The organism is Pseudomonas sp. GW822-FHT03F04 (assembly GCF_058801405.1).
The window spans coordinates 169393-194679 of the sequence record NZ_JBXANF010000001.1 but is presented as its reverse complement, the minus strand read 5'-3'; the positions used below and the strand labels follow the sequence as shown (position 1 = coordinate 194679).

22 protein-coding genes are annotated in these 25287 nt (G+C 60.7%); 11 read left to right on the top strand and 11 right to left on the bottom strand.

Annotation, left to right across the window (positions count from 1 at the left end; translation table 11 throughout):
- Positions 1–10: 10 nt before the first annotated feature.
- Together metK and AC1RMX_RS00840 are read right to left on the bottom strand one after the other, a co-directional pair.
- Positions 11–1201, bottom strand: a complete 1191-nt coding sequence (gene metK / locus AC1RMX_RS00845) for a methionine adenosyltransferase (RefSeq protein ID WP_096817710.1) — start codon at positions 1199–1201, stop codon at positions 11–13.
- An 18-nt stretch (positions 1202–1219) separates the two neighbouring features.
- Complete coding sequence (locus AC1RMX_RS00840; protein WP_096817712.1) at positions 1220–2215, bottom strand: ArsR/SmtB family transcription factor; 996 nt, start codon at positions 2213–2215, stop codon at positions 1220–1222.
- A gap of 271 nt (positions 2216–2486) precedes the next feature.
- Here AC1RMX_RS00840 and tkt point away from each other — a divergent pair, with 271 nt between their 5' ends.
- The 7 genes from tkt to AC1RMX_RS00805 all read left to right on the top strand — a co-directional run bounded on the left by tkt (position 2487) and on the right by AC1RMX_RS00805 (position 9451).
- Positions 2487–4484: a transketolase gene (tkt, locus tag AC1RMX_RS00835; RefSeq protein ID WP_102619723.1), complete on the top strand. Its 1998-nt coding sequence runs from the start codon at positions 2487–2489 to the stop codon at positions 4482–4484.
- A 159-nt stretch (positions 4485–4643) separates the two neighbouring features.
- Positions 4644–5696 (top strand): erythrose-4-phosphate dehydrogenase, encoded by a 1053-nt coding sequence (epd, locus tag AC1RMX_RS00830; RefSeq protein WP_096817715.1) that lies wholly within the window; start codon positions 4644–4646, stop codon positions 5694–5696.
- A gap of 12 nt (positions 5697–5708) precedes the next feature.
- Complete coding sequence (locus AC1RMX_RS00825; protein ID WP_102619725.1) at positions 5709–6872, top strand: phosphoglycerate kinase; 1164 nt, start codon at positions 5709–5711, stop codon at positions 6870–6872.
- A 34-nt stretch (positions 6873–6906) separates the two neighbouring features.
- Positions 6907–7128: a hypothetical protein gene (locus AC1RMX_RS00820; protein WP_085688661.1), complete on the top strand. Its 222-nt coding sequence runs from the start codon at positions 6907–6909 to the stop codon at positions 7126–7128.
- A gap of 57 nt (positions 7129–7185) precedes the next feature.
- Entirely contained in the window at positions 7186–7518 is a 333-nt protein-coding gene (locus tag AC1RMX_RS00815; protein ID WP_114886030.1) for an MliC family protein, read from the top strand.
- A gap of 124 nt (positions 7519–7642) precedes the next feature.
- Complete coding sequence (gene fba / locus AC1RMX_RS00810) at positions 7643–8707, top strand: class II fructose-bisphosphate aldolase (RefSeq protein WP_007959708.1); 1065 nt, start codon at positions 7643–7645, stop codon at positions 8705–8707.
- 249 nt (positions 8708–8956) lie between these two features.
- Positions 8957–9451, top strand: coding sequence for a hypothetical protein (locus AC1RMX_RS00805; RefSeq protein WP_493070081.1), 495 nt, complete (start codon positions 8957–8959; stop codon positions 9449–9451).
- A 109-nt stretch (positions 9452–9560) separates the two neighbouring features.
- On the opposite strand, the gene AC1RMX_RS00800 is transcribed toward AC1RMX_RS00805, so the two are convergent.
- Complete coding sequence (locus AC1RMX_RS00800; RefSeq protein WP_493070079.1) at positions 9561–9920, bottom strand: DUF6124 family protein; 360 nt, start codon at positions 9918–9920, stop codon at positions 9561–9563.
- A 366-nt stretch (positions 9921–10286) separates the two neighbouring features.
- Positions 10287–10955: a polysaccharide lyase family 7 protein gene (locus AC1RMX_RS00795; protein ID WP_102619730.1), complete on the bottom strand. Its 669-nt coding sequence runs from the start codon at positions 10953–10955 to the stop codon at positions 10287–10289.
- A gap of 333 nt (positions 10956–11288) precedes the next feature.
- On the opposite strand from AC1RMX_RS00795, the gene AC1RMX_RS00790 reads away from it, so the two are divergent.
- From AC1RMX_RS00790 to AC1RMX_RS00780, 3 genes are read left to right on the top strand one after another with little or no spacing between them, the layout of a single operon-like run.
- Entirely contained in the window at positions 11289–13412 is a 2124-nt protein-coding gene (locus tag AC1RMX_RS00790; protein WP_096817724.1) for a putative bifunctional diguanylate cyclase/phosphodiesterase, read from the top strand.
- 41 nt (positions 13413–13453) lie between these two features.
- A complete protein-coding gene (locus AC1RMX_RS00785) occupies positions 13454–13945 on the top strand; it encodes a YgjP-like metallopeptidase domain-containing protein (RefSeq protein WP_493065709.1) in 492 nt (163 codons plus the stop codon).
- 24 nt (positions 13946–13969) lie between these two features.
- The gene (locus AC1RMX_RS00780) at positions 13970–14266 is read left to right on the top strand and encodes a winged helix-turn-helix domain-containing protein (RefSeq protein ID WP_007894945.1); all 297 of its coding nucleotides are present in this window, start codon (positions 13970–13972) and stop codon (positions 14264–14266) included.
- Positions 14267–14308: 42 nt separating this feature from the next.
- Here AC1RMX_RS00780 and AC1RMX_RS00775 read toward each other — a convergent pair whose 3' ends face one another.
- Positions 14309–14761, bottom strand: a complete 453-nt coding sequence (locus AC1RMX_RS00775; RefSeq protein ID WP_493070076.1) for a GNAT family N-acetyltransferase — start codon at positions 14759–14761, stop codon at positions 14309–14311.
- Positions 14762–15017: 256 nt separating this feature from the next.
- Here AC1RMX_RS00775 and AC1RMX_RS00770 point away from each other — a divergent pair, with 256 nt between their 5' ends.
- Positions 15018–15755: a substrate-binding periplasmic protein gene (locus AC1RMX_RS00770; protein ID WP_102619732.1), complete on the top strand. Its 738-nt coding sequence runs from the start codon at positions 15018–15020 to the stop codon at positions 15753–15755.
- Between the two features lie 6 nt (positions 15756–15761).
- On the opposite strand, the gene yccS is transcribed toward AC1RMX_RS00770, so the two are convergent.
- From yccS to AC1RMX_RS00740, 6 genes are all read right to left on the bottom strand, one after another.
- Positions 15762–17945, bottom strand: a complete 2184-nt coding sequence (yccS, locus tag AC1RMX_RS00765) for a YccS family putative transporter (protein WP_493070073.1) — start codon at positions 17943–17945, stop codon at positions 15762–15764.
- Between the two features lie 110 nt (positions 17946–18055).
- A complete protein-coding gene (locus AC1RMX_RS00760; protein ID WP_096817733.1) occupies positions 18056–19234 on the bottom strand; it encodes a BaiN/RdsA family NAD(P)/FAD-dependent oxidoreductase in 1179 nt (392 codons plus the stop codon).
- Between the two features lie 149 nt (positions 19235–19383).
- Positions 19384–20769, bottom strand: coding sequence for an ATP-dependent RNA helicase DbpA (gene dbpA, locus AC1RMX_RS00755; RefSeq protein WP_096817735.1), 1386 nt, complete (start codon positions 20767–20769; stop codon positions 19384–19386).
- 200 nt (positions 20770–20969) lie between these two features.
- Complete coding sequence (mdtD, locus tag AC1RMX_RS00750; RefSeq protein WP_493070070.1) at positions 20970–22397, bottom strand: multidrug transporter subunit MdtD; 1428 nt, start codon at positions 22395–22397, stop codon at positions 20970–20972.
- Between the two features lie 64 nt (positions 22398–22461).
- On the bottom strand, positions 22462–23799 hold the full coding sequence (locus AC1RMX_RS00745; RefSeq protein WP_493070068.1) for a TldD/PmbA family protein: 1338 nt from the start codon (positions 23797–23799) through the stop codon (positions 22462–22464).
- Entirely contained in the window at positions 23799–25241 is a 1443-nt protein-coding gene (locus AC1RMX_RS00740) for a TldD/PmbA family protein (RefSeq protein WP_192559182.1), read from the bottom strand. Before AC1RMX_RS00740 ends, AC1RMX_RS00745 begins: the two co-directional genes overlap by 1 nt.
- Positions 25242–25287: the final 46 nt, after the last annotated feature.

The window sequence follows — 25287 nt, the reverse complement described above, 5'->3', positions numbered from 1 at the left end:
CAGGGAAGTCTTACAGACCGGCAGCAGAACGCAGAGCGTCGGCGCGGTCGGTTTTTTCCCAGGTGAACGTGGTGAAGGTGTCTTCGCCAACGGTCTTGGTCTGCGGAGCGCGGCCGAAGTGGCCGTAGGCTGCGGTTTCCTGGTACATCGGGTGCAGCAGGTCGAGCATGGTGGTGATTGCGTATGGACGCAGGTCGAACACTTCGCGGACCAGTTTGATGATCTTGTCATCGCTGATCTTGCCGGTACCGAAGGTGTTCAGCGAGATCGAAGTAGGCTGGGCCACACCGATCGCGTAGGAAACCTGAATCTCGCAACGCTCGGCCAGGCCGGCGGCCACGATGTTCTTGGCAACATAACGGCCAGCGTAGGCGGCCGAACGGTCAACCTTCGATGGATCCTTGCCGGAGAATGCGCCGCCGCCGTGACGGGCCATGCCGCCGTAGCTGTCGACGATGATCTTGCGACCGGTCAGACCGCAGTCACCTACCGGGCCGCCAATGATGAACTGGCCGGTCGGGTTGATGTGGAACTGGGTGTCCTTGCTCAGCAGTTCGGCAGGCAGCACGTGCTTGACGATCAGCTCCATCACGCCTTCGCGCAGGTCTTTGTACGACACTTCAGGGTTGTGCTGGGTCGACAGAACAACAGCGTCGATACCCACAACCTTGCCGCCTTCGTAACGGCAAGTCACTTGCGACTTGGCGTCCGGGCGCAGCCACGGCAGCAGACCCGATTTGCGGGCTTCGGCCTGGCGCTGAACCAACTGGTGCGAGAAGGTGATCGGTGCTGGCATCAGCACGTCGGTTTCGTTGCTGGCGTAGCCGAACATCAGGCCCTGGTCGCCGGCGCCCTGATCTTCAGGCTTGGCACGGTCAACACCCTGGTTGATGTCAGGGGACTGCTTGCCGATGATGTTCATCACGCCGCAGGTCGCGCCGTCGAAGCCGACGTCGGAGCTGTTGTAGCCGATGTCGAGAATCACGTTACGCACGATCTCTTCCAGATCGACCCAGGCGCTGGTGGTCACTTCACCGGCAACGATGGCCACGCCAGTCTTGACCAGGGTTTCCACGGCAACGCGTGCGTGTTTGTCCTGGGTGATGATGGCGTCCAGCACCGCATCGGAAATCTGGTCGGCGATTTTGTCCGGATGCCCTTCGGACACGGACTCGGAGGTGAAGAGGGAGTATTCGCTCATCTCGATGTTTTCCTGAATTTACCGATGGTGAGTGTCGCCAGCCGGTCGCTGAAAATGGCGGACCTGAATCTGGAAACCATTACGTAAGCCTACATAGAGGCTGTCCCCGGGAACGAGTCCCGCAGCGGTGGCCCAACGGGCCAGATCGTCCTGTTCAAACCCCAACCACAGATCACCGCAGGCCTCCCTGGCCCAACTCTGGTTGTGGCTACATAACTCTGTCACGAGCAGGCTACCGCCCGGTTGCAGCAGGCTGGCCATGTGCTTGAGCGCTTCGGCCGGCGCGGCGAAATGGTGCAACACCATGTTCAACACCACGCAATCGGCCTGAAGGCTCACGCCATTCAATGCATCGGCCAATTGCAGGCTGACGTTAGCCAGCTTTTCACGTTCACATACCTGGCGGGCCAGTTCGAGCATCGCCGCGCTGTTGTCCAGTGCGGTTACGGTGCCGAAACGACGGGCCAGTTCCGGCAGGAAAGCACCATCACCGGGGCCGACTTCGATGGCCGAGGCTGCACCATCGAAATTCAGTTTGTCGAGCAGGGCCAGCACGCTTTCACGGTACTGCGGCAGGCCGGCAATCAAATCCTGCTGGGCGCGGAATTTCTCTGCGACCCGTGCGAAAAAATCCTGGCTGTTGGCAGCACGCTGCCCGTGTACCTGTGCGATCCGCGTTTCCACGTCGGCCGGCAGCGCCAGATTGTCGACTTCTTCTAACAACGCCGCGTGCAACTTGCCGCCCAGCAACTCGGTGTGGGGCAGGGCGCGGCGATAGAAAACCGCATTGCCTTCACGGCGAGTCGCCACCAGATCCGCCTGTGCCAACACTTTAAGGTGATGGCTCATGCCGGACTGGCCGATATCGAAGATCTGCGCCAGTTCCAGAACGCCGAACGAATCGTTGGCCAGGGCGCGCAATACATTCAGCCGCAGCGGATCGCCGCCGGCCTTGCACAGGGCCGCCAGCTCGTCGCAATCGTCATGGCGAATGGAAGGCACGCGTAAGTTCATAGGGCCAGCAGTCTAGAGACGGCCGGAAAACACCGCAAGGTCAATATCAAAAAGTTTTGATATTGCTCGATGGATGGCGCTTTTAATTGCACTTCTCACTGACCGGTTAACTCTACAGACGAACAGCGGAAAGGTTTCACCAGCCGAAACCGATGTTATCCATGGGAAAAACGCTTCCGGATGACTATCTGTCATTGCCCCGAGGCGCTCGGGTGAGGGAAAATGCCCTCCTTTTTTCCGTTTCAATCTATTCAAACCCAGGAGATCAGCGATGCCTAGCCGTCGTGAGCGTGCCAACGCCATTCGTGCCCTCAGCATGGATGCCGTGCAAAAAGCCAACAGCGGCCATCCCGGTGCCCCTATGGGTATGGCAGATATCGCCGAAGTGCTTTGGCGCGACTACCTCAAGCACAACCCGAGCAATCCATCGTTCGCTGACCGTGACCGCTTCGTGCTGTCCAACGGCCACGGCTCGATGTTGATCTACTCGCTGCTGCACCTGACCGGTTACGACCTGTCGATCGACGACCTGAAACAGTTCCGTCAATTGCACAGCCGCACCCCGGGCCACCCGGAATTCGGTTACACCCCGGGCGTTGAAACCACCACCGGCCCGCTGGGTCAGGGTCTGGCCAACGCCGTGGGCTTCGCCCTGGCTGAAAAGGTACTGGGCGCGCAATTCAACCGTCCTGGCCACAACATCGTCGACCACCACACCTACGTGTTCCTGGGTGATGGCTGCATGATGGAAGGCATTTCCCACGAAGTCGCTTCCCTGGCCGGTACGCTGGGCCTGGGCAAGCTGATCGCCTTCTACGATGACAACGGCATCTCCATCGACGGCGAAGTCGAAGGCTGGTTCACCGATGACACGCCGAAGCGTTTCGAAGCCTACAACTGGCAGGTGATCCGCAACGTCGACGGTCACGATCCGGAAGAGATCAAGACCGCCATCGACACCGCGCGCAAGAGCCCGCTGCCGACCCTGATCTGCTGCAAGACCACCATCGGTTTCGGTTCGCCGAACAAGCAGGGCAAGGAAGATTGCCACGGCGCCCCGCTGGGTGACGCGGAAATCGCCCTGACCCGTCAGGCGCTGAACTGGAACCACGGTCCGTTCGAAATCCCGGCCGACATCTACGCCGAGTGGGATGCCAAGGAAAAGGGCCGCGCCGTCGAGTCCGAGTGGGACCAGCGTTTCGCTGCCTACTCCGCCGCGTTCCCGACCGAAGCCAACGAACTGATCCGTCGTCTGAGCGGCGAGCTGCCGGCTGATTTCTCCGAGAAGGCTTCGGCCTACATCGCTGAAGTCGCGGCCAAGGGCGAAACCATCGCCAGCCGTAAAGCCAGCCAGAATGCCCTGAACGCGTTCGGCCCGCTGCTGCCGGAAGTGCTGGGCGGTTCGGCTGACCTGGCCGGTTCCAACCTGACTCTGTGGAAAGGCTGCAAAGGCGTCAGCGCCGAAGACGCCAGCGGCAACTACATGTACTACGGCGTGCGCGAATTCGGCATGACCGCGATCATGAACGGCGTTGCCCTGCACGGCGGCCTGGTGCCTTACGGCGCGACCTTCCTGATGTTCATGGAATACGCCCGCAACGCGGTGCGCATGTCCGCACTGATGAAGCAGCGTGTGATCCACGTCTACACCCACGACTCCATCGGTCTGGGCGAAGACGGCCCGACGCACCAGCCGATCGAGCAACTGACCAGCCTGCGCAGCACGCCGAACCTCGACACCTGGCGTCCAGCCGATGCCGTTGAATCGGCCGTGGCCTGGAAAAACGCCCTGGAGCGCAAGGACGGCCCGTCGGCGCTGATCTTCTCGCGCCAGAACCTGCAGCACCAAACCCGTGATGCCGGCCAGATCGCCGACATCAGCCGTGGTGGCTACGTGCTGAAGGACTGCGCAGGCGAGCCTGAGCTGATCCTGATCGCCACCGGTTCGGAAGTCGGCCTGGCCGTTCAGGCCTTCGACAAACTGACCGAGCAGGGCCGCAAGGTGCGTGTTGTTTCGATGCCTTGCACCAGCCTGTTCGACGCTCAGGACGCCAGCTACAAGCAATCGGTCCTGCCGTTGCAGGTTGGCGCGCGTATCGCGATCGAAGCGGCCCACGCCGACTTCTGGTTCAAGTACGTGGGTCTGGAAGGTCGCGTGATCGGCATGACCACCTACGGCGAATCGGCTCCGGCTCCGGCCCTGTTCGAAGAGTTCGGCTTCACCCTGGAAAACATCCTGGGTCAGGCTGAAGAGCTGCTGGAAGACTAAGCAGTACGAATGCGGTGGCCCTGGCCATCGCGTTCCCCTGTAGGCGCTGCCGAAGGCTGCGTTCTTTTGATCTTGATCTTAAAAACAGGATCAAAAGAACGCAGCCTTCGGCAGCTCCTGCATAGGGTTGTGTTGTTAGCGAATACTATCGAGAACCCCATGCCTCAACCGCGTCCCTACAAAGTTGCACTCAACGGCTACGGCCGGATTGGTCGTTGCGTCTTGCGTGCGTTGTTCGAGCGAGGCGAGAAGGCCGGGTTTGAAATTGTCGCGATCAACGATCTGGCCGACATGGCCAGCATCGAATACCTGACACGCTTCGACTCCACCCACGGCCGGTTTCCCGGTGAAGTGAAGGTCGACGGCGATTGTCTGCATATCAATGGCAACTGCGTGAAGGTCCTGCGCAGTGCCACCCCCGAAGGCATCGATTGGGCGTCGCTTGGCGTCGATCTGGTGCTCGAATGCTCCGGCGCCTACCACACCCGCGAAGACGGCCAGCGTTTCCTCGACGCCGGCGCGCCACGGGTGCTGTTTTCGCAGCCGATGGCCAGCGAGGCGGATGTCGACGCCACCATCGTCTACGGCGTCAATCAGGATTGTCTGACCGGTGACGAGCTGCTGGTGTCCAACGCCTCCTGCACCACCAACTGCGGCGTGCCGCTGTTGCGTCTGCTGGATCAGGCGGTCGGCCTGGATTACGTGTCGATCACCACGATTCACTCGGCGATGAACGATCAGCCGGTGATCGACGCCTATCACCACGAAGACCTGCGCCGCACCCGTTCGGCGTTCCAGTCGGTGATCCCGGTGTCCACTGGTCTGGCGCGCGGTATCGAGCGTCTGCTGCCGGAACTTGCCGGGCGAATTCAGGCCAAAGCCGTACGCGTGCCGACGGTCAACGTGTCCTGCCTCGACATCACGATGCAGACCGCGAGCGACACCGACGCCGGCGAGGTCAACCGGATCCTGCGCGACGCCGCCACCAGCGGCCCGCTCAAAGGTCTGCTGGCCTACACCGAGCTTCCCCATGCTAGCTGTGATTTCAACCATGACCCACATTCGGCCATCGTCGATGCCAGTCAGACCCGCGTTTCCGGCCCACGGCTGGTGAACATCCTGGCCTGGTTCGACAACGAATGGGGTTTTGCCAACCGAATGCTGGATGTTGCAGAACACTATCTGCAAACAGCGACTTCAAAAAAACCGTAGGAAGTGCGACCCATGACCGTGTTGAAGATGTCCGACCTCGATCTGCAAGGTAAGCGCGTATTGATCCGCGAAGACCTCAACGTCCCAGTCAAGGACGGTGTTGTCACCAGCGATGCGCGTATCCTGGCTTCGCTGCCGACCATCAAGCTGGCCCTGGAAAAAGGCGCGGCCGTGATGGTCTGCTCGCACCTGGGTCGTCCGACCGAAGGCGAGTTCTCCGCCGAGAACAGCCTCAAGCCCGTCGCCGACTACCTGAGCAAGGCCCTGGGCCGCGAAGTGCCGCTGGTGGCCGACTACCTGGGCGGCGTTGACGTCAAGGCCGGCGACATCGTGCTGTTCGAAAACGTGCGCTTCAACAAGGGCGAGAAAAAGAACGCCGACGAACTGGCCCAGCAATACGCCGCCCTGTGCGACGTGTTCGTGATGGACGCTTTCGGCACCGCTCACCGCGCCGAAGGCTCGACCCACGGCGTTGCCAAGTTCGCCAAAGTCGCCGCTGCCGGCCCGCTGCTGGCCGCTGAACTCGACGCACTGGGCAAAGCCCTGGGCGCCCCGGCCAAACCAATGGCGGCCATCGTTGCCGGTTCCAAGGTGTCGACCAAACTCGACGTGCTGAACAGCCTGAGCCAGATCTGCGATCAACTGATCGTCGGCGGCGGCATCGCCAACACCTTCCTCGCTGCGGCCGGTCACCCGGTCGGCAAGTCGCTGTACGAGCCGGACTTGCTGGACACCGCTCGCGCCATCGCCGCCAAGGTCAGTGTGCCGCTGCCGGTTGACGTTGTGGTTGCCAAGGAATTCGCTGAAAGCGCCGAAGCGACTGTGAAGCTGATCGCTGACGTTGCTGCCGACGACATGATCCTCGACATCGGTCCGCAGACCGCCGCCAACTTCGCCGAACTGCTGAAGTCGTCGAAAACCATCCTGTGGAACGGCCCGGTCGGCGTGTTCGAATTCGACCAGTTCGGCAACGGCACCAAAGTGCTGGCCCAGGCCATCGCCGACAGCGCGGCGTTCTCGATTGCCGGTGGTGGCGACACCCTGGCGGCCATCGATAAATATGGCGTGGCGGAAAAGATCTCCTACATTTCCACCGGCGGTGGCGCGTTCCTCGAATTCGTCGAAGGCAAGGTGCTGCCGGCCGTTGAAGTCCTGGAAAGCCGGGCCAAGGCCTGAGGCCGCCCGTTTGGCCAGGCAAAGGAGTGTTCAGATGGTCAAGTCGTTAGCGCTGTTGTTGCTGACCGGTACATTGGCAGCCTGCGGGAGTAACCCGAAGGCTGCGCCGGAACCGGCACCCGGCGAGGCACAGAAAGGCTGCTACCAGGCCGACTGGCAGGCCGAAACCAACCCGGTGCTGAACAAGCGCTCGGGTCCGGAAGGCCTGGACAAATACGAGACGCAAACCCCGGCCAAGGAACATGGTTGTCCTTGACCGGTCTGACTCTTTAACTCAGGGCCGGCGGCGTGTGCTGCCGGTCGAGGAACACGGATGAAAGGCTTGATCGCCGTTGCGGCATTGGGATTGTTGGGTGGTTGCGCGCAGTGGAACCCGTTCCAGTCATCCGCCCCTGTGGATAACTGGACCACCTGGACCTGCGACAGCCAGGCCAAGGTGCTGTGGCGCTACACCGACGCCGGCCAGAAGGCAGTCGATGTGCGACTGGGCGGCGGCGATCAGGTCTATCGCCTGAAAGAAGAGCCGGGCGCCTCGGGCGCGCTGTACAGCGACGACATGCTGGCGTTTCACATCAAAGGTAATGAAGGCCTGGTCTACTGGGTCGCTACCAATGATCTGATCGGCCGGGGCTGCAAAGCCGAATAAAACAGAATTTGCTGCACCGAATCACCGGGCCGGGGCCGACCCCCGATCCGCAATCACTTGAATAGCCGCCGCCGCTCCGGCAGGCTGGCACGATTAACGACCCAAACCGGGAGAGACACACACAATGGCACTTATCAGCATGCGCCAGATGCTGGACCACGCAGCCGAATTCGGCTACGGCGTTCCAGCCTTCAACGTCAACAACCTTGAGCAGATGCGCGCCATCATGGAAGCCGCTGACAAGACTGACTCCCCGGTGATCGTTCAGGCTTCGGCCGGCGCTCGCAAATACGCTGGCGCGCCGTTCCTGCGTCACCTGATCCTGGCCGCGATCGAAGAATTTCCGCACATCCCGGTCTGCATGCACCAGGACCACGGCACCAGCCCTGACGTCTGCCAGCGCTCCATTCAACTGGGCTTCAGCTCGGTAATGATGGATGGCTCCCTCGGCGAAGACGGCAAGACCCCGACCGACTACGAATACAACGTCCGCGTTACTCAACAAACCGTCGCCATGGCTCACGCCTGCGGCGTTTCGGTTGAAGGCGAGCTGGGCTGCCTGGGTTCGCTGGAAACCGGCATGGCCGGTGAAGAAGACGGCATCGGCGCCGAAGGCGTTCTGGATCACAGCCAGATGCTGACTGACCCGGAAGAAGCCGCTGACTTCGTCAAGAAGACTCAGGTCGACGCCCTGGCTATCGCCATCGGCACCAGCCACGGCGCCTACAAGTTCACCAAGCCACCTACCGGTGACGTGCTGGCGATCGACCGCATCAAGGAAATCCACAAACGCATCCCGAACACCCACCTGGTGATGCACGGTTCCTCGTCGGTGCCACAAGAGTGGCTGGCGATCATCAACCAGTACGGCGGCGACATCAAAGAAACCTACGGCGTACCGGTTGAAGAAATCGTCGAAGGCATCAAGCACGGCGTGCGCAAGGTCAACATCGACACCGACCTGCGTCTGGCATCCACCGGCGCCATGCGTCGCCTGATGGCCACCAACCCGAGCGAGTTCGACCCGCGTAAATTCTTCGGCGAAACCGTGAAGGCAATGCGCGATGTATGTATCGCTCGTTACGAAGCTTTTGGCACTGCCGGCAACGCTTCGAAGATCAAGCCGATCTCGCTGGAAAGCATGTATCAGCGTTATCTGAAGGGTGAGTTGAACGCCAAGGTCAATTGAGACTGGGTGTTTAGCTGATTGAATGAAAAATCCGCCGAGAGGCGGATTTTTTTTGAGCCGGAATTTTGCAGTGCTATTTGATACAAGCTTGGAGCTGAAATTTTTATCTGAATTTGCAAAGTTTGAGTAACGAACAATTGCGAATAGTTATAAAGGACTGTGAAATCTTACAGGTGTATATCCTGCGCGTGCTCGATAGATTGTAGGAGTGGCTGAGAGCCAAAATAAAATTAAGTAGGGGGGCTGAAATTGATCATTACTCAAATTTCACCGAATACACCATTGTCGCCTCCCGGCGTATTGATGATGGTCGCTTTCGACTTTAGTGCTTATCCCTTGCCAAGGATGAGAAGTGTAGCGCCTAAAATAACTCAGAATGCGGGGCCTGTTGGTCAGCAATACTTTCAAGTCGAGTATCTCTTGCCAGATTGCACTAGGGTTGGTGATGTGTTGGAGTTCTATTTGGTGGATGTCAACATTCCTTTTCCTGTCCTTGTTCTGACATATACACTCGATGATTATTCTATCTTCTGGTCTTTGCGGCGGCAGCAAGGAGTATTCATTAGAGGTGAAATAAGTGTGAATGTATTGCTCGCTCGTGGTATCACGCCGGGGACGTATGATTTAGAAGCCGTTCAATATGGTGGAGCAACTCCAACGCCACCTTCTCCGTTTCCACAGATTACGGTGCTTCCAATTCGAAATACTGCCGTGAGTTTTCTCAATACTTATGTGATCACCTGAGTGTACGAGAGCGGTAAAAATTGTACTTCGGGATTATGTATTCTAGGGCTCGCAGGAGACCCGTCGGAAGACGGGTCTATTTAGAGTTCCTTTGGTCGGGCAGTCGCGCCTAGCTCGGTTCGACGTGATCTAGCGCCTGGTTAACCGCCAGCTCCGCAACCATCACTACTTGAGCAATGCCCAGCGCGGTTTTGCGGTGGGATGGCGACAGGATCGCGGCGAAGTTGTGGAGCATTTCTGTGGCGGAGCCGAGGGTTTCGCTGGCGTTGGCCAGCAGGGACTCGGTGTTGTAGGCGGGGTTGGCGAAGTACATGCGGTCGGGTTCGTTGACCGTGGCCATGATGCGGGCGCCGGGGCAGAGGTAGTGGTCGAGGGCGCGTTCGGCGGCTTCGTTGAGTTTTTTGGGGTCGAGGGAATCGTAGGGGGAGGCCAGATCTGTTTCTGGCGGATGAGGCGTTGATTTAATCATTTGCTCGAAACCTGATTTGGAGTGCCCCCGCTCTGGCTACTAATCAAAGTGGAGGCAACTGTACGCAGGTTAGTAGACCGGGGTTTCGAGCAAGCCGGCGCACCCGAGGGTGCCCTGCGCACAGTCGCCATCGAGCACAGGTATTGAAATACCTGACTGACAGATGCTTGTGCACCAAGCTTGAAACCACAGGCTACTAAACCCGATCACTGCGAATCAGTGACCCGAATCAAGTTACCGACGGCCCTCCAGGCGCACAAGCCGGCGGATTCTGGCGTACCGGTAGGCAGCGACGCAAGCCGTTGTAGGCTTCGGGACGTTACGCGGACTGCCTTTAAACAGAAGCCTTAAACGGTCACGCGGCTGCTATTTATCGTGATCGATATCCAGCTTGCTGAACGTGACCTGCCCACCCTCGCTGGTGTAACCGGTGTTGTCCTGCACATACACACCCGCCTTGAAATACAGCGGCTTGTTGCGCCACGTGGCGCTGATCTGCGAGTCCCACTGATACCCGGCCGCACTCACGCCCAGCGCGCCACCTGGACTCAGGTGAATCAGGTAATTGAACTCGCGATCCAGTTTGATTCCGGTCGCCAGGGTAATCACCCGGCCTTCGTCATCATCAGGGTGCATCCGCACTTTGATCACCAGGTTGCCGGACTCAAGCTTGGTCTTGTACTGATACTCAAGCTTCACCAGCGGTTTCTGACTTTCATACGCATGAATCTGGCCGATGACGATCTTGCCCGAGCTGGGCACCTTGTTGACCGAGAGGGTCGCGCGCAGCAGGTTGTCGGCGTCCGGGTAGTACCAGTTGCGCAATGTTCCGTTGCTGTAGGTTTCGCGCAGTTCGGTGCGCGGGTAGATGGCGTTTTCGGTTTTCGAGCCGGTCACCGGGGACCAGAAGAACAGGGTGCCGGTGTCGGAATGGAAGTACTGATCCTTGAAGCCGTTCACCAGTTTGGAGGTTTCGACGGTGTAGGGCGGGCTGCCAACGGGAACGCTGAGGTTCCAGGTTGCGAGGTCGATCATGTCGGTTCTTCCACTCTATTTTTCCTGCACGCGCGTGCCAGAAGCTCTAGCTCGCGGTTCTTGGGGGCGGCCTTTATAAGCGTAGAGGGATTTTTTGTTAACGGCCGTCTGGCGGATGATTGGCGTCAACATCCTGTCGAAATGCCATCTTTCCCGGTTTTCGGGGGCTCCAGCGATGACCGTTAGTCGGCTTCTTACCGGTTTGGTTAAATGATGGCCTGATGACAGCTACTGCTTTTTCGGATCCAGGACTAGAGTGAAGGCTCAGTAACTGTACGGTTTTCACGAGAAACCGGCCGCGTCCCGATTGGATGTCCCGACAAGAGAAGCAGCATGGAATGCGCGCAACCCACGCCAGGTGAAGGCAGCTCAGTCCTTTTGATCGTTGATGACTACCCTGAAAATCTGATCAGCATGCGCGCGTTGTTGCAGCGCCAGGACTGGCAGGTGATGACCGCGGCTTCCGGTTTCGAAGCCCTCAGCCTGTTGCTTGAACACGACATCGACCTGGTGCTGCTGGATGTGCAGATGCCGGGCATGGACGGTTTCGAGGTCGCGCGTCTGATGCGTGGCAGCCAGCGAACGCGGCTGACGCCAATCATTTTCCTCACCGCCAACGAGCAGTCCCAGGACGCCGTGATCAAGGGCTATGCCAGTGGCGCGGTGGATTACTTGTTCAAACCCTTCGATCCACAGATTCTCAAACCGAAAGTCCAGGCGTTGCTGGAGCACCAGCGCAATCGCCGGGCGTTGCAGCGCTTGAGTCAGGATCTGGAGTCGGCGCGGGCCTTCAATGCGTCGGTGCTGGATAACGCGGCCGAAGGGATTTTGGTGCTGGCCGAGGATGGTTTGATCCGCTTCGCCAACCCGGCGATTTCGCGGTTGCTGAATGCCCCGGTGAAGGAGTTGGAGGGGCAGGAGTTTCTCGATTACTTGCAGAAACCGCACATTCCGCTGTGGGCCGATTCCGAGTTTTATGCCAGTTACAAACGTGGCGAGACGCTGCGATTACACGATGCGTTGCTGCGTACCGCACCGGGTCAGCAGGTGCCGGTGGCACTCTCCTGCGCGCCGTTGCCGAGCGAGCAACACGCGATGGTGGTGACGGTGCTGGACATGTCGGTGGTGCGCCATCTGCATCAGCAGTTGGAATTTCAGGCAGTCACCGATCCGTTGACCGGACTGCTTAATCGTCGCGGTTTCTACCAGACGGTTGAGAACCTGCTGCTGCGCGGCGAGCGCACGGACAGCAGTTGGGTGTTGATGTACCTCGATCTCGACGGCTTCAAACGGGTCAATGACTCCCTCGGCCATGATGCCGGGGATCGGGTGCTGCGCTGGGTCTCCGAGCAACTGAAAGCCTGCCTGCGACCGTTCGACATTCTGGCGCGGATGGGCGGTGACGAGTTCACCGCGCTGCTGGATCTGGAATTCCCCGAACAGGCAGCAAAGATCGCCGAGAAGCTCATCGAACGAGTGTCGATCTGTCAGCAGATCGAAGGCATGGACATCGCCCTCGGCGCCAGCATCGGCATCGCGACGTACCCGGATTGCGGCAACAACCTCGACGGTTTGATGCGCGCCTCGGACATTGCCATGTACGAAGCCAAGCGCGCCGGGCGTCAGCAATATCGCTTCTACGATCATGAAATGAACGGCCGCGCGCGCTCACGGCTGATGCTGGAAGAGAGCGTGCGCAACGCCATCGAGAACCGTGATTTCAATCTGGTGTATCAGCCGCAGGTGGCGATCGGTGACGGCAGGATTCGCGGTTTCGAGGCGTTGCTGCGCTGGCAGCATCCGAGCGTCGGCGACGTGCCGCCGGGGTTGTTCCTGCCGTTGCTGGAGGAGGCGACGCTGATCAGCCGGCTCGGCAGTTGGATCTATCATCGCGGCGCCGGGCAGCGTAAGGCCTGGGAGTCCGAGTTTTCCAAGGATCTGGTGCTCGGCGTGAGTCTGAGCAATACCCAGTTCGGTTTGCCGAATCTGGTAACCGAATTGCGCCAGGTGCTGGAGCGCCATGGTTTGCAGCCGCATCAGATGGAAGTGGAAGTCACCGAGGAGGCGCTGACGGTCAATCCCGATGAAACGCGCAAACAGCTGCGGTTGCTGCGCAATCTCGGGGTGCGGGTGGCGCTGGATGATTTCGGTTCCGGGTCCTGTTCGTTGTCGCATCTGCGCGACCTGGAACTGGATACCCTCAAACTCGATCGCCACCTGATCGCCCGATTGCCGGACTCATCGCGGGACGCTTCGCTGGTGCGCAGCGTCATCGAGCTGTGCAAGGAATACGGCTTGCTGGTGATTGCCGAAGGCGTGGAAACCGTCGAGCAATACCAATGGCTGCAAGCCCATGGTTGCGAGTACGTGCAAGGGTTCCTGGTGGCGCGGCCGTTGGTCGCCGAGGACGCCACGCGCTTTGCCGAGCCGTTCGACTGGAGCGCGTTGGCCAGTTGAATTCGTTACACTGGCGGCCTTTTCATGACCCGTGCCGCCCCATGACTGCGTTGAAATACCTCCAGGCCTATCCCGCGCAATTGCAGGATCAGGTGCGCCAATTGATTGCCGAAGATCGCCTCGGTGATTACCTGAGCCAACGCTATCCGGGCCGCCACGATGTGCAGAGCGACAAGGCGTTGTACGGCTACGCGCTCGATTTGAAACAGGAATTCCTGCGCAACGCCCCGGCCATCGACAAGGTGCTGTTCGACAACCGCCTCGACCTGACCCACCGCGCCCTCGGTCTGCACACCACGGTCTCTCGAGTGCAGGGCGGCAAGCTCAAGGCCAAGAAAGAGATTCGCATCGCCTCGCTGTTCAAGGAGGCCGCGCCGGAGTTTCTGAAGATGATCGTGGTGCACGAGCTGGCGCACTTCAAGGAATCGGATCACAACAAGGCGTTCTACAAATTGTGTGATCACATGCTGCCGGGCTATCACCAGATCGAGTTCGACCTGCGGGTCTATCTGACCTGGCGAGACATGCAATAAAAAATCAAACAGCGGAGTGCATGCATGGACGTGAGCAAGACCAAGAGCAGTTTCTACCGGCGCTTGTACGTGGCGTACCTGATCGACAGCGGCCTGGCCAGCAGCGTGCCGGCGCTGACCGAAGTCACCGGCATGCCCCGGCGCACGGCGCAGGACACCATCGCGGCGCTGGCGGATCTGGATATCGTCTGCGAATTCGAACAGGAAGAGGGCGCGCGCAATCATGCGGGGCGCTATCGGATTCGCGAGTGGGGGGCGATTGATCGGGGGTGGATCGAGCGGAATTTGCGGCAGATCAAGGCTGTTCTCGAGTATCCCTGACCAATGCAGTTCCTTCGCGGGCAAGCCCGCGAAGGGGGAATCTCAAGACCTGCGCATGCCAATGTGTGGAATGTCATCCTCAAGATATTCCTCACCCGCCACCACAAACCCGTACCGCCCGTAATACCCCTGCAAATGCGCCTGGGCCGACAGATAGATCGGCACCTCGGGCCAGCGCTTCTCGGCCTGTTTCAGCGCCTGCTCCATCATTTCATGCCCTAGCCCTTTGCCACGTCCGGCCGGTGCCGTCAGTACGCGGCCGATCACCACGTCGCCGCCCTGGGATTCCGGGTCCAGCAGGCGCAGGTACGCCACCAGTTGATCACCGTCCCAGCCCATCAAGTGGCAGGTATCGCCATCCAGATCCTGACCGTCCGGGTCCAGGTAGGCGCAGCGCTGTTCGACCACGAACACTTCCGAGCGCAATTTCAAAATGGCGTACAGCTGCTCCAGTCCCAGATCGCTGTGATGTTTGCAGATCCACTCGATTGTCATCTTCCGATTCCTTGAACAACGTCGCCCGATACTAAGCGCACCGTCGAAATATGTCTGTATGGCGCAATAATCTGTGACGAAGGCCAAAATGCCATCATTCCTTTCTCGCGCCGCCGACTTCTTTGTGTAATCTGCAGAGAAGCGCTGTGCAACGGCTTCAATGAGCTAATGTTAGGGCCTGGGATTCGCCGGTACGGGGCCTTGGGGTTTTGACTGAAAACACGCCGGGCGGCCCGCCCGCTAAGGATTTTCAAGCATGCCGCGATTGCATCGAGCTATTGCTTTGATCGGATTGCTGTTGCTGGGTCAAAGCGCTGCAGCGGAGAAATTGCGTCTGGTCTTCGACGTCTGGCCGCCGTTTACCGATGACACGCTGGTCAACGGTGGACTGGCCACGGACATTGTCAGCACGGCTCTGGCCCGGGCAGGTTATGCCAGCGATTACGAACAGGTGCCGTGGGCGCGGGCGCTGCTCGGGGTTGGCGAGGGGCGTTACGACGTGCTGGTCAACGCCTGGTACAACGACGAGCGCACGAAGCTGGGGCAGTTTTCCGACGAATACCTGCTCAACCGTGTGCGTTTTCTCAAGCGCAAAGACACGCCCATCGAATACAACAACTTGCAGGAACTGCACACCTATCCGATTGCGGTGGTGCGCGGCTACGCCTATTCCGCGCCGTTCGATGCCGACACTGCGTTGCAGAAAGTCCCTGTACATAACTTCGCGATGGCTGTGCGCATGCTGGCAGCGGATCGGGTCAAGCTGACCCTGGAAGACGAATTCGTCGCCCGCTATTACCTGGCCCGTGAATCACCGAAAGTGCGCAACGCCGTGGAGTTCCTGCCCAAGCCGTTGAGCGAGAACAGCCTGCACATTCTGGTCAGCCTGAAGAACCCGGAGCACGAACAGATCGTGGCCGGGTTCGACAAGGCGATTGCGGCGATGAAGGCCGACGGCAGCTATGACAAGTTGCTCAGGCAGCATGGCATGTGAGGCGGCTCAAGCCTCGCCGGTGTCCTTGATCAAGTGCGCCGCCAGCGTCCGCAACGGGCCCAGCTGGCGGCAGATCAGCGCCAGTTGCGTCTGCACCAGTCGCTGGCCTTCATCGATCTCGTCAGCCATTTGCTCTAGCTCATTGGCCAGCGCCTCTTCTTCATCGCTCTGAATCGCAATCGGCTGTTTGCTGGCCAGTCCCTGGGCAATTTCATCGATGCTGGTGGCCAGTTTCACCCCGGCGCCATCGATCAGATGCTCACGCACCTCGGCCGGCAGCTGGGTTTCCCGGTGCGCACCAAGGCCTGACAGATAACTGAGCAGGGTGTGCGACAGCACCAGGAAGCGGAAGCCAACGTCGGCCTCTTTCCGGAAATGCCCCGGCTCCATCAGCATGTTTGCCAGTGTGGTCGACAGCGCCGCGTCGGCGTTGTGCGCGTTGCGGCGGGCGAGGCGGTAAGCGAGGTCGTCGCTCTTGCCGGCGGCGTATTGCTGCATGATCTGGCGCAGGTAGATGCTGTTGCAGGTCAGGGTGTTGGCCAGCACTTTGTTCAGGCGCCGACCCTGCCAGTCCGGCAGGAACAGGATCACCGTCAGGCCTGCGATCAGACTGCCGAGCAAGGTATCGAGCAGGCGCGGCACAAACAGCCCGTAACCGTCACCGACCTGGTTGAAGCAGAACAGCACCATGATCGTGATCGCGGCGGTCGCCACGGTGTAGCGGGTGGTGCGGTTGGTAAAGAACACCACACCGGCGGCGATGGCGAAGCACGACTGCACCAGCGGGCTCGGGAACAGATCGAACAGCGCCCAGGCGATGGTCAGGCCGATGGCGGTGCCGAGAATCCGCTGGCCGAGTTTGCGCCGGGTGGCGCCGTAGTTCGGCTGGCAGACGAACAGCGTGGTGAGGATGATCCAGTAGCCTTGCGACGGGTGAATCAGATGCACCATGCCGTAACCGATGCTCAACGCCAGCGGCAGGCGCAGGGCGTGGCGGAACAGCAATGACGTCGGTGTCAGTTGGGTGCGCAGGCGAACCAGTACGTCCTTGAAGTTACGCGGCGAGCGGTCGAGCAGGCTGCTGTCGGTGGCATCGGCCAGCGCATCCGGATTGCTCGCGTCGCTGAGCAGACGGTCGAGCGTGCCGAGGTTGGCCGCCAGTGCCCGCAACGAACGCAACAGCCCGCGCCAGGCCGGGTTGCTCTGGATACGCAGATGCTCGAGGGAGGCGTGCAGGTCGCTCAGGGCTTCGGCGAATGTCGCGTCGTAGATGAACGGCTGGCGCATCTGGATCGATTCGGCCAGCGCCCGGCACGCCTTGCCTTGCTGGCGCAGCAGACGCTGGCAGCGGAACAGCACGTCGCTGTGGAAAAACGCTTCGGCCAGCGCGTTGTAGGGATAGTGCGAAGAACTGGCGCGTTCGTGAATGTCCTGGGCAAGGAAGTACAGCTTCAGGTAACGGCTGACTTTCGAGCCGGGGCGACCGTTGCCGACCCGATGCAGGATGATTTCCTTGGCGCTGTTCAGTGCCGCAACGACGCGGCCGTTTTGTTGAGCCAGTTCCAGCCGCCGCGCTTCGACGTCCATCTGACGGATCGGCTCGAACAGCGAGGATTTCAGCTTCAGGTAATAACCCAGTTCACGGAACAGCCGCGCCAGACTCTGCTGCACCGGCTGGTTGGAAAACATCGCCTGCCACAGCACCGACAGCAAGCCGTACCACGCGGCGCCGGCCACCAGCAGCATCGGCTCGTGCCAGAAATCTGTGACTGCGCCGCCGCGCTGGTCGACGCCGATCATGGTGTAGACGGAAAGAATCAGGGTCGCCGAAGCGATCGCGCCATATCGCTCACCGAGCGCCCCGAGCATGGTCAGGCCGAAACTGGCCAGTGCCAGAGCGATGACGAACACGATGGGGTAGGGGAACAGCAATTCCACCGACAGCGCCGCGACGCTGAAACACACCAGCGTCACCGCCAGTGCGTTGAGGCGGCCCTGCCAACTGTCGTCGGTCTCGGCCAGGGCGCTGGCGATGATCCCGAGGAACAGCGGGATCAGCAGCCCCATTTCATCCTGATACCAGCACAGCGCCATGCTGCCGGTCAGGGCGATGAACACCCGTACGCTGTAGCTGAATTTATCCAGCGCCCACAGGCGCCGCAAAGACTGACGAAACGAGGTCGAGGACATGAAGTGCGAAGGCCTTCCGAGGCGATGCCGCTAAATTGAGCCAGTAATGACGCCGACGCAATGGCGCCGATCACATCTGACAGCAAAAAGTGTTCCGCCCGGCCTTCGAATCAGACGTATTGCGCCGCCGCGTAACCCGATGCCCAGGCCCACTGGAAGTTGAAACCGCCCAGATGCCCGGTGACATCCAGCACTTCGCCAACAAAATAGAGGCCCGGGCTTTTCAGCGATTCCATGGTCTTGGACGAGACTTCGCGGGTGTCGACGCCACCGAGGGTGACTTCGGCGGTGCGGTAGCCTTCGGTGCCGGCCGGGACGACTTTCCAGCTGCCGAGCTTCTCGGCGATGTCCGCGAGTTCGGCGTGGGTGTACTGCTTCATCGGTTTGGAGACGAACCAGTTGTCCGCCAGCAGGTTGGCCATCTTCTTGGTGAAGATTTCACCGAGCAGGGTTTTCAGTTCGCTGTTCGGGCGTTCGGCGGTTTGCTGTTGCAGCCAGCTCGCCGCGTCGTGATCGGGCAGCAGGTTGATCTCGACGGTGTCACCGGATTCCCAGAACGAGGAAATCTGCAGAATCGCCGGGCCGCTGAGGCCGCGGTGAGTGAACAGGATGTTCTCGCGAAAGCTCTGGTCGTTGCAGCTGACCAGGCAATCCACCGAGGTGCCGGACAGTTCGGTGCACAAATCCTTGAGCTGATCGGTGATGGTGAACGGCACCAGCCCGGCGCGGGTCGGCAGCAGGTCGTGGCCGAATTGCTTGGCGACCTGATAACCGAAACCGGTGGCACCCAACGTCGGGATCGACAGGCCGCCGGTGGCGATCACCAGCGACTGGCACTGGATCTGCCCGAGGGTGGTGTCGAGCAAGTAACCGCCCTCGACTTTCTCGATGGTCTGGATCGAGGTGTCCAGGTGCAGGTTGACGCCGACCTGATCGCACTCGTCCAGCAGCATGCCGAGGATGTCGCTGGATTTGTTATCGCAGAACAACTGGCCGAGCTTTTTCTCGTGATACGGCACGCCGTGTTTGGCGACCATGCCGATGAAATCCCACTGGGTGTAGCGGGCCAGCGCGGATTTGCAGAAGTGCGAATTCTGCGAGAGGAAATTGCTCGGCTCGGTATACATGTTGGTGAAGTTGCAGCGCCCACCGCCGGACATCAGGATTTTCTTGCCGGCCTTGTTCGCGTGGTCGAGCAGCAGCACCTGACGCCCGCGCCCGGCGGCGGTCAGTGCACACATCAACCCTGCGGCGCCAGCGCCAATGATCACGACTTCGGTAGAGCGCAAAACGGTGTCCTCACACAATGATCGTTCCCACGCTCTGCGTGGGAATGCCGCCATGGACGCTCTGCGTCCGCTTTTAAATCGTGACGCGGAGCGTCACAGGATGCATTCCCGCGCGGACGGTTCGACGCCTCGACGCGGTAACGATCAGGTCAGAGGACGCGTACGCGCAGCGAACGACCCTTGATCTTGCCGTTGTTCAAACGCTGCAGCGCCTGCATGACCACGGTGCGCTCAACCGCCACATAGGACTGGAAGTCGAAGATCGCGATCTTGCCAACCTGAGCGCCAGGGATGCCGGCATCGCCGGTCAGTGCGCCAAGAATGTCGCCCGGGCGCACCTTGTCTTTACGGCCGCCACCGATGCACAGCGTGCTCATCGGCGGTTGCAGCGGGGCACCACCCTGGGATTTCAGGTTGTCCACCTGATCCCAGTTCAGCGGGGTTTTCTGCAGTTGTTCGATGGCTTGTGCGCGGTGCGCTTCGGAGGGCGCCACCAGGCTGACCGCGATGCCTTTCTCACCGGCACGACCGGTACGGCCGACGCGGTGAATGTGGATTTCCGAATCGCGGGCCAGTTCGACGTTGATCACCATGTCCAGTGCATCGATGTCCAGGCCGCGGGCGGCGACGTCCGTGGCAACCAGTACCGAAGTGCTGCGGTTGGCGAACATTGCCAATACCTGATCGCGGTCACGCTGTTCCAGATCGCCGTGCAGGCCGACGGCGGAAATGCCTTTGGAAGTCAGGTGATCGACGGTTTCCTGCACTTGCTGCTTGGTGAAGCAGAATGCCACGGTGGAAGCTGGACGGAAGTGGTGCAGGACCTTGGTCACCGCGCTCATGCGCTCTTCCGGGGAAATTTCGTAGAAGCGTTGTTCGATCTGCGTGTCGTCGTGGAACGCTTCGGCTTTCACCGTTTGCGGATCACGCATGAACTTCGACGCCAGTTGCTTGATGCCCACCGGGTAGGTCGCGGAGAACAGCAGGGTCTGACGACGGGCCGGGGTCTGCTCGATGATGTCTTCGATGGCGTCGTAGAAACCCATGTCGAGCATGCGGTCGGCTTCGTCGAGGATCAGTGTGTTGAGGCCGTCGAGGACCAGCGAACCCTTGCGCAGGTGCTGCTGGATGCGGCCCGGGGTGCCGACGATGATGTGCGCGCCGTGCTCCAGCGAGCCGATCTGCGGGCCGAACGACACGCCGCCGCACAGGGTCAGGACCTTGATGTTGTCTTCGGCGCGGGCCAGACGACGGATTTCCTTGGCGACCTGGTCGGCCAGTTCGCGAGTCGGGCAAATCACCAGCGCCTGGCAGCCGAAGTAGCGCGGATTGATCGGGTTCAGCAGGCCGATGCCGAACGCGGCGGTCTTGCCGCTGCCGGTCTTGGCCTGGGCGATCAGGTCCATCCCCTTGAGGATCACCGGCAAGCTCTGCGCCTGGATCGGCGTCATCTGGGCATAACCGAGCGATTCGAGGTTAGCCAGCATGGCGGCGGACAGCGGCAAAGTATTAAAAGCGGTGGCGATGGTGGTCACGGGACTGGCCTGCAAAACAAAATGTCGCGCAGTGTACCAGTCCAGTGGCCATTAGCCCGTAGTTTCCGGACGAGAAGTCGCCGAGCGAAGGCCAGGCAAGGCGAAAACAGGCGAGAAAGCGGAGTTGGCTTTAGCCAATGAGCATTTCGAGCCTGTTTTCAACGCAGCATGGTCGAGCGTAGGCACTTATCGTCCGGAAACTAAGACTCGATGTGCTGTTCCGGACCTCTGACACGCCGTCCGTCATTCTTGGAAAGCTGCGAGAAGATGGTTGCGGCCAGCATCGCCATGATCCCAACGGTCACGAACGTGAGCTGAAACGCGCCCAACACGGTCTCAACACCGTCGTTACCGATCTCCGCCGTAAAGCCGCCGAGCAGCGCACCGGCGCACGCCACACCGAGGCTCAGCGACAACTGCGCCACCACCGACAGCAGGCTGTTGCCGCTGCTGGCGCTGGCGTCGTCGAGGTCGATCAGGGTCACGGTGTTCATCGCGGTGAATTGCAGCGAGTTGATCGCCCCGAGAATCGCCAGCAGGCACAGCAGCAGCCAGTACGGCGTCTGCTCGCTGACCAGGCCCATGCTCGCCAGCATGATCCCCAGAAACAGTGTGTTGCCGGTCAGCACGATGCGATAGCCGAGGCGTTCGATCAGCGGCCGCGCGCCCCACTTGGCGACCATCGCGGCAGCCGCCAGCGGTAGCATGCTCATCCCGGCCTGGGACGGCGAATAACCCAGCGCCACTTGCAGCAGCAACGGCACCAGAAACGGCAGGGCGCCGCTGCCCAGGCGAGCGAACAGGTTGCCGAGGATGCCGACCGCGAAGGTGCGGGTCTTGAACAGCGATGGCGCGAACAGCGGATTGTCGATGTGCCCGGCGCGCAGCCAGTACGCCGCCAGACACGCCATGCCGCCGAACAGCAACAGCATCACCCGCAGGTGCGGCAGGTGCAGTTCGCCAAGACCTTCCATGGCGATGGTGATCAGCACCATCGCCGCGCCGAACAGCAGGAAACCCAGGCTATCGAAACGTGTACGTTCGGTGCCGCGCAGGTCGGGGATGAACTTCCACACCGCGTAGCAACCGATGACACCGACCGGCAGGTTGATCAAAAAGATCCAGTGCCACGTCAGGTATTGCACCATCCAGCCGCCCATGGTCGGGCCGATCAGCGGGCCGAGCAGGCCGGGAATTGTGATGAAGCCCATGATCCGCACCAGTTCCGAACGCGGGTAGGCGCGCAGCACCACCAGCCGTCCGACCGGCAACATCAGTGCGCCGCCGAGGCCCTGAATCACCCGGGCACCGATCAGCATGCTCAGGCTGCTCGACAGGGCGCAGAGCAACGAGCCGATGCTGAACAGCAGGATCGCGCCGAAAAAGATTTTCTTGGTGCCGAAGCGGTCGGCGATCCAGCCCGAGGCTGGAATCAGCAACGCCACGGTGAGCATGTAGGCGATGACCACGCCTTGCATGCGCAACGGGTCTTCGGCCAGATCCCGGGCCATGGCCGGCAGGGCGGTGTTGAGGATGGTCCCGTCGAGGGACTGCATGAAGAAAGCGATGGCGACGACCCACGGCAACCAGCGGGCGGTGATGGCGTCGAGAGGCGGGCGGTTGGGCATGGAACCTCTTGTGGTGTAGGGCCGTGAATGATCGTTCCCGCGCAAGGCGCGGGAACGATTTGTATCAGAGCGTCAGGGTCAGACGGCTCACCAACGCCCCCGGCAACAGCGCCGACGACGTATTGCGCTGGCTGTAGGTGCTCGCTGACAGCAGCAACTCGCGCTCGGCAGTCAACGCTTCCAGCTGCGAACCCAGCAGGCTGTAGGCGCTGTCGTCGAAACGCATGGTGCTGACCGGCGCCTGAATCTCGCCGTTTTCAACCCAGAACGTGGCAAACCGGGTCATGCCGGTCAGGCGCGCGGCCGGTTGATCGGAGAAGTTCAGGTACCACAGGTTGCTGATGTACAAGCCGGTGCCCAACTGCTTGAGGATCTCGGCCTGCGGCAGATTGCCTGCGCCCATGTTCAGCGCACTCGGCGACTCACCACCGCCGGCACCGTTGGCCGTCAGACCGTATTCGGCGGCACTGCGCGAACCGACCAGTTGCTCGCCGGCCTTGCCTTCGATGATCAACCGCAGATCGCTGCGTGGGTAACCTTCGCCGGAAAACGCCGGGCTCAGCGAGTCGCTGACTTTCTCGTCGAGGGACACCAGCGGGCTGAACGCCTGGTCGCCGGCATACAGCTTCTGCAACGGGCTGCTCTTGCTGGCAATCGACTGCGCCGAGAAACCGCCCCAGCACAGCATGCCCATGATTTCTTCCAGGGCTGCCGGCGCCAGATAGGCGCGGTATTGGCCGGGCGGCAAGGTGCGCAGCGGTCGCCCCAGAAACTCGAGTTGCTCGCGGGCCTGCTGGAAGCGTTTGGCGAAACCTTCGCTGCTCCACTCGTGCCCGGCGTAGCTGGCTTTCACCGCTTCGCCGTTCTCGTGGAACAGGCTGAAATCGAAGTTGAAGCTGTTGGCCTGATGCCAACCGAACGCGCCGGAAGAACTGGCGAAACCACGGCTGATCGGGCCGGCAGCGTAGAAGCCGACCAGATCCAGACCTTCGGCTGCTTGAGCGATTTCCGCCACGACCTGTTCGGTGTCCGGCAGCGGATGCTCCTGCACGTTCTTGCTCTGCCAGCCGTTGTGGTTGAGCAACAGGTAAGGATCCTGCGGCAGCAGCGGCAGGGTTTCGCGCAGTTGCTGCAAGCCTTCGGCGAGGCGCTGCAGGTCGGTGGTCGGCTCACCGGACAGGGTGATGTGCAGGTCGGCATGACGACCGTCGTCGATCAGTTTCAGGCCGATACCGGCTTGCTGCACTTGCCCGGCCTGACGCACCTTGGCGTGGTTGAAACGGACGAAGGCCGACGATTCGGCGTCGTAACTCAGAGTGAATTGTTCCGGCTCGCGCACGGTATCGCGCAGCCAGTTGACCAGAACCTTGAAGGCTTCGACCTGGCTCTTGGAAGTACTCATCAGGCGTCTCCCCCAAACACATCAACATTGCTGAACACGCAGGCCGGCGAAGCGTGGCCGACGCGGATCACCTGGTTCGGTTCGCCCTTGCCGCAGTTCGGCGTGCCCAGCACTTTGGTGGTGCCGGCGTTGCCGACGGCGCGCAGGCTCTTCCAGAAGTGCGCGGAAATGCCCCGGTAGTTCGGGTTCTTCACCACGCCTTTGAGTTCGCCGTTTTCAATCAACTGGCCCCATTCGCAGCCGAACTGGAATTTGTTGCGTGCATCGTCGATCGACCATGAGCGGTTGGTGCTCATCAGAATGCCGTTTTCGATGCCGCCGATCAGTTGTTCCAGCGGCTGATCGCCCGGCTCGATGTTGAGGTTGGCCATGCGGTCGATGGGCGGTCGGTTCCAGCCGCAGGCGCGACTGTTGGCGACGCCGTCCAGACCTGCGCGGAACTGCGACAGTGCACCGCCCAGCGGCCGTACCAACAGGCCTTCGCGAATCAGGAATTGCTTGCTGGCTTTGGAACCGTCGTCATCGTGACCGTAACTCGCCAGTTCTTCGGGAATGCCCGGATCGAACGTCACGTTGAGCAGTTTCGAGCCGTATTGCAGGCTGCCGAAATCCGAGGTTTTGACGAAACTGGTGCCCGCGTAATTGCGCTCGTCGCCGAGGATCCGGTCCAGTTCCAGTGGGTGACCAATGGATTCATGGATCTGCAGCATCATCTGGTCAGGCATCAGCAGCAGGTCGCGTGGGCCTTGCGGGGTGTTCGGCGCGAGCAGCAATTGCAGCGCCTGATCGGCGACTTGCGGGCCGGCGCCGATCAGGCCGCAACGGCTGATCACGTCGGCGCCGCCCTGCTGGCCGAAGTTCTCGCGGCCGAGGCTGCGGGTCTGGCTGTCGTTGCCGTCGTAGGCGGTGACGTCCAGGCCCGGGTAAACGAAGCGCTGGGCCTGGCGCAATTCGGCCCCGGCACTGCTCAGGTAGATCTGTTCAACATGGGTGATGCCGATGCTCACTTCCCAATTCACCAGGCGCTCATCCTTTGGCACCGAGGCGGATTCCGCGCCGAGCAGCTCGAAGCATTCGCTCAGGGACGGGAAGGGTTGTTCGAGATTGGGTGAAAAGTAATCGGCGCGGTCGCTGGACACCGGCTGCTGGCTCAGGTCGAGCAGGGCGTGGGGTTTGATCCGCCGGGCCTGCTGTTCGGCGCGCTCGAGGGCGGCTTGCAGGCCTTGTTGCGACAGGTCATTGGTCGCGGCGTAGGCTTCGACGCCGTTGACGCGAACGGTGAGCATCGCACCTTCGTCGCGGCTCAGGCTCGGCGGTTCGGCAACGTTCTTGCGCACCGACAGGTACTGGCCGGACTCGCGTACATACCGCAAGGAAAAAAACTCGGCGCCCGTGCGCAAGGCAGCGAAGCGCTGCTTGAGCTGGGGGTGGAAATCGAACATCAGGGAACCTCCTTGTTATGGGAGTAGCGGCGAAGCGGATTCGGCG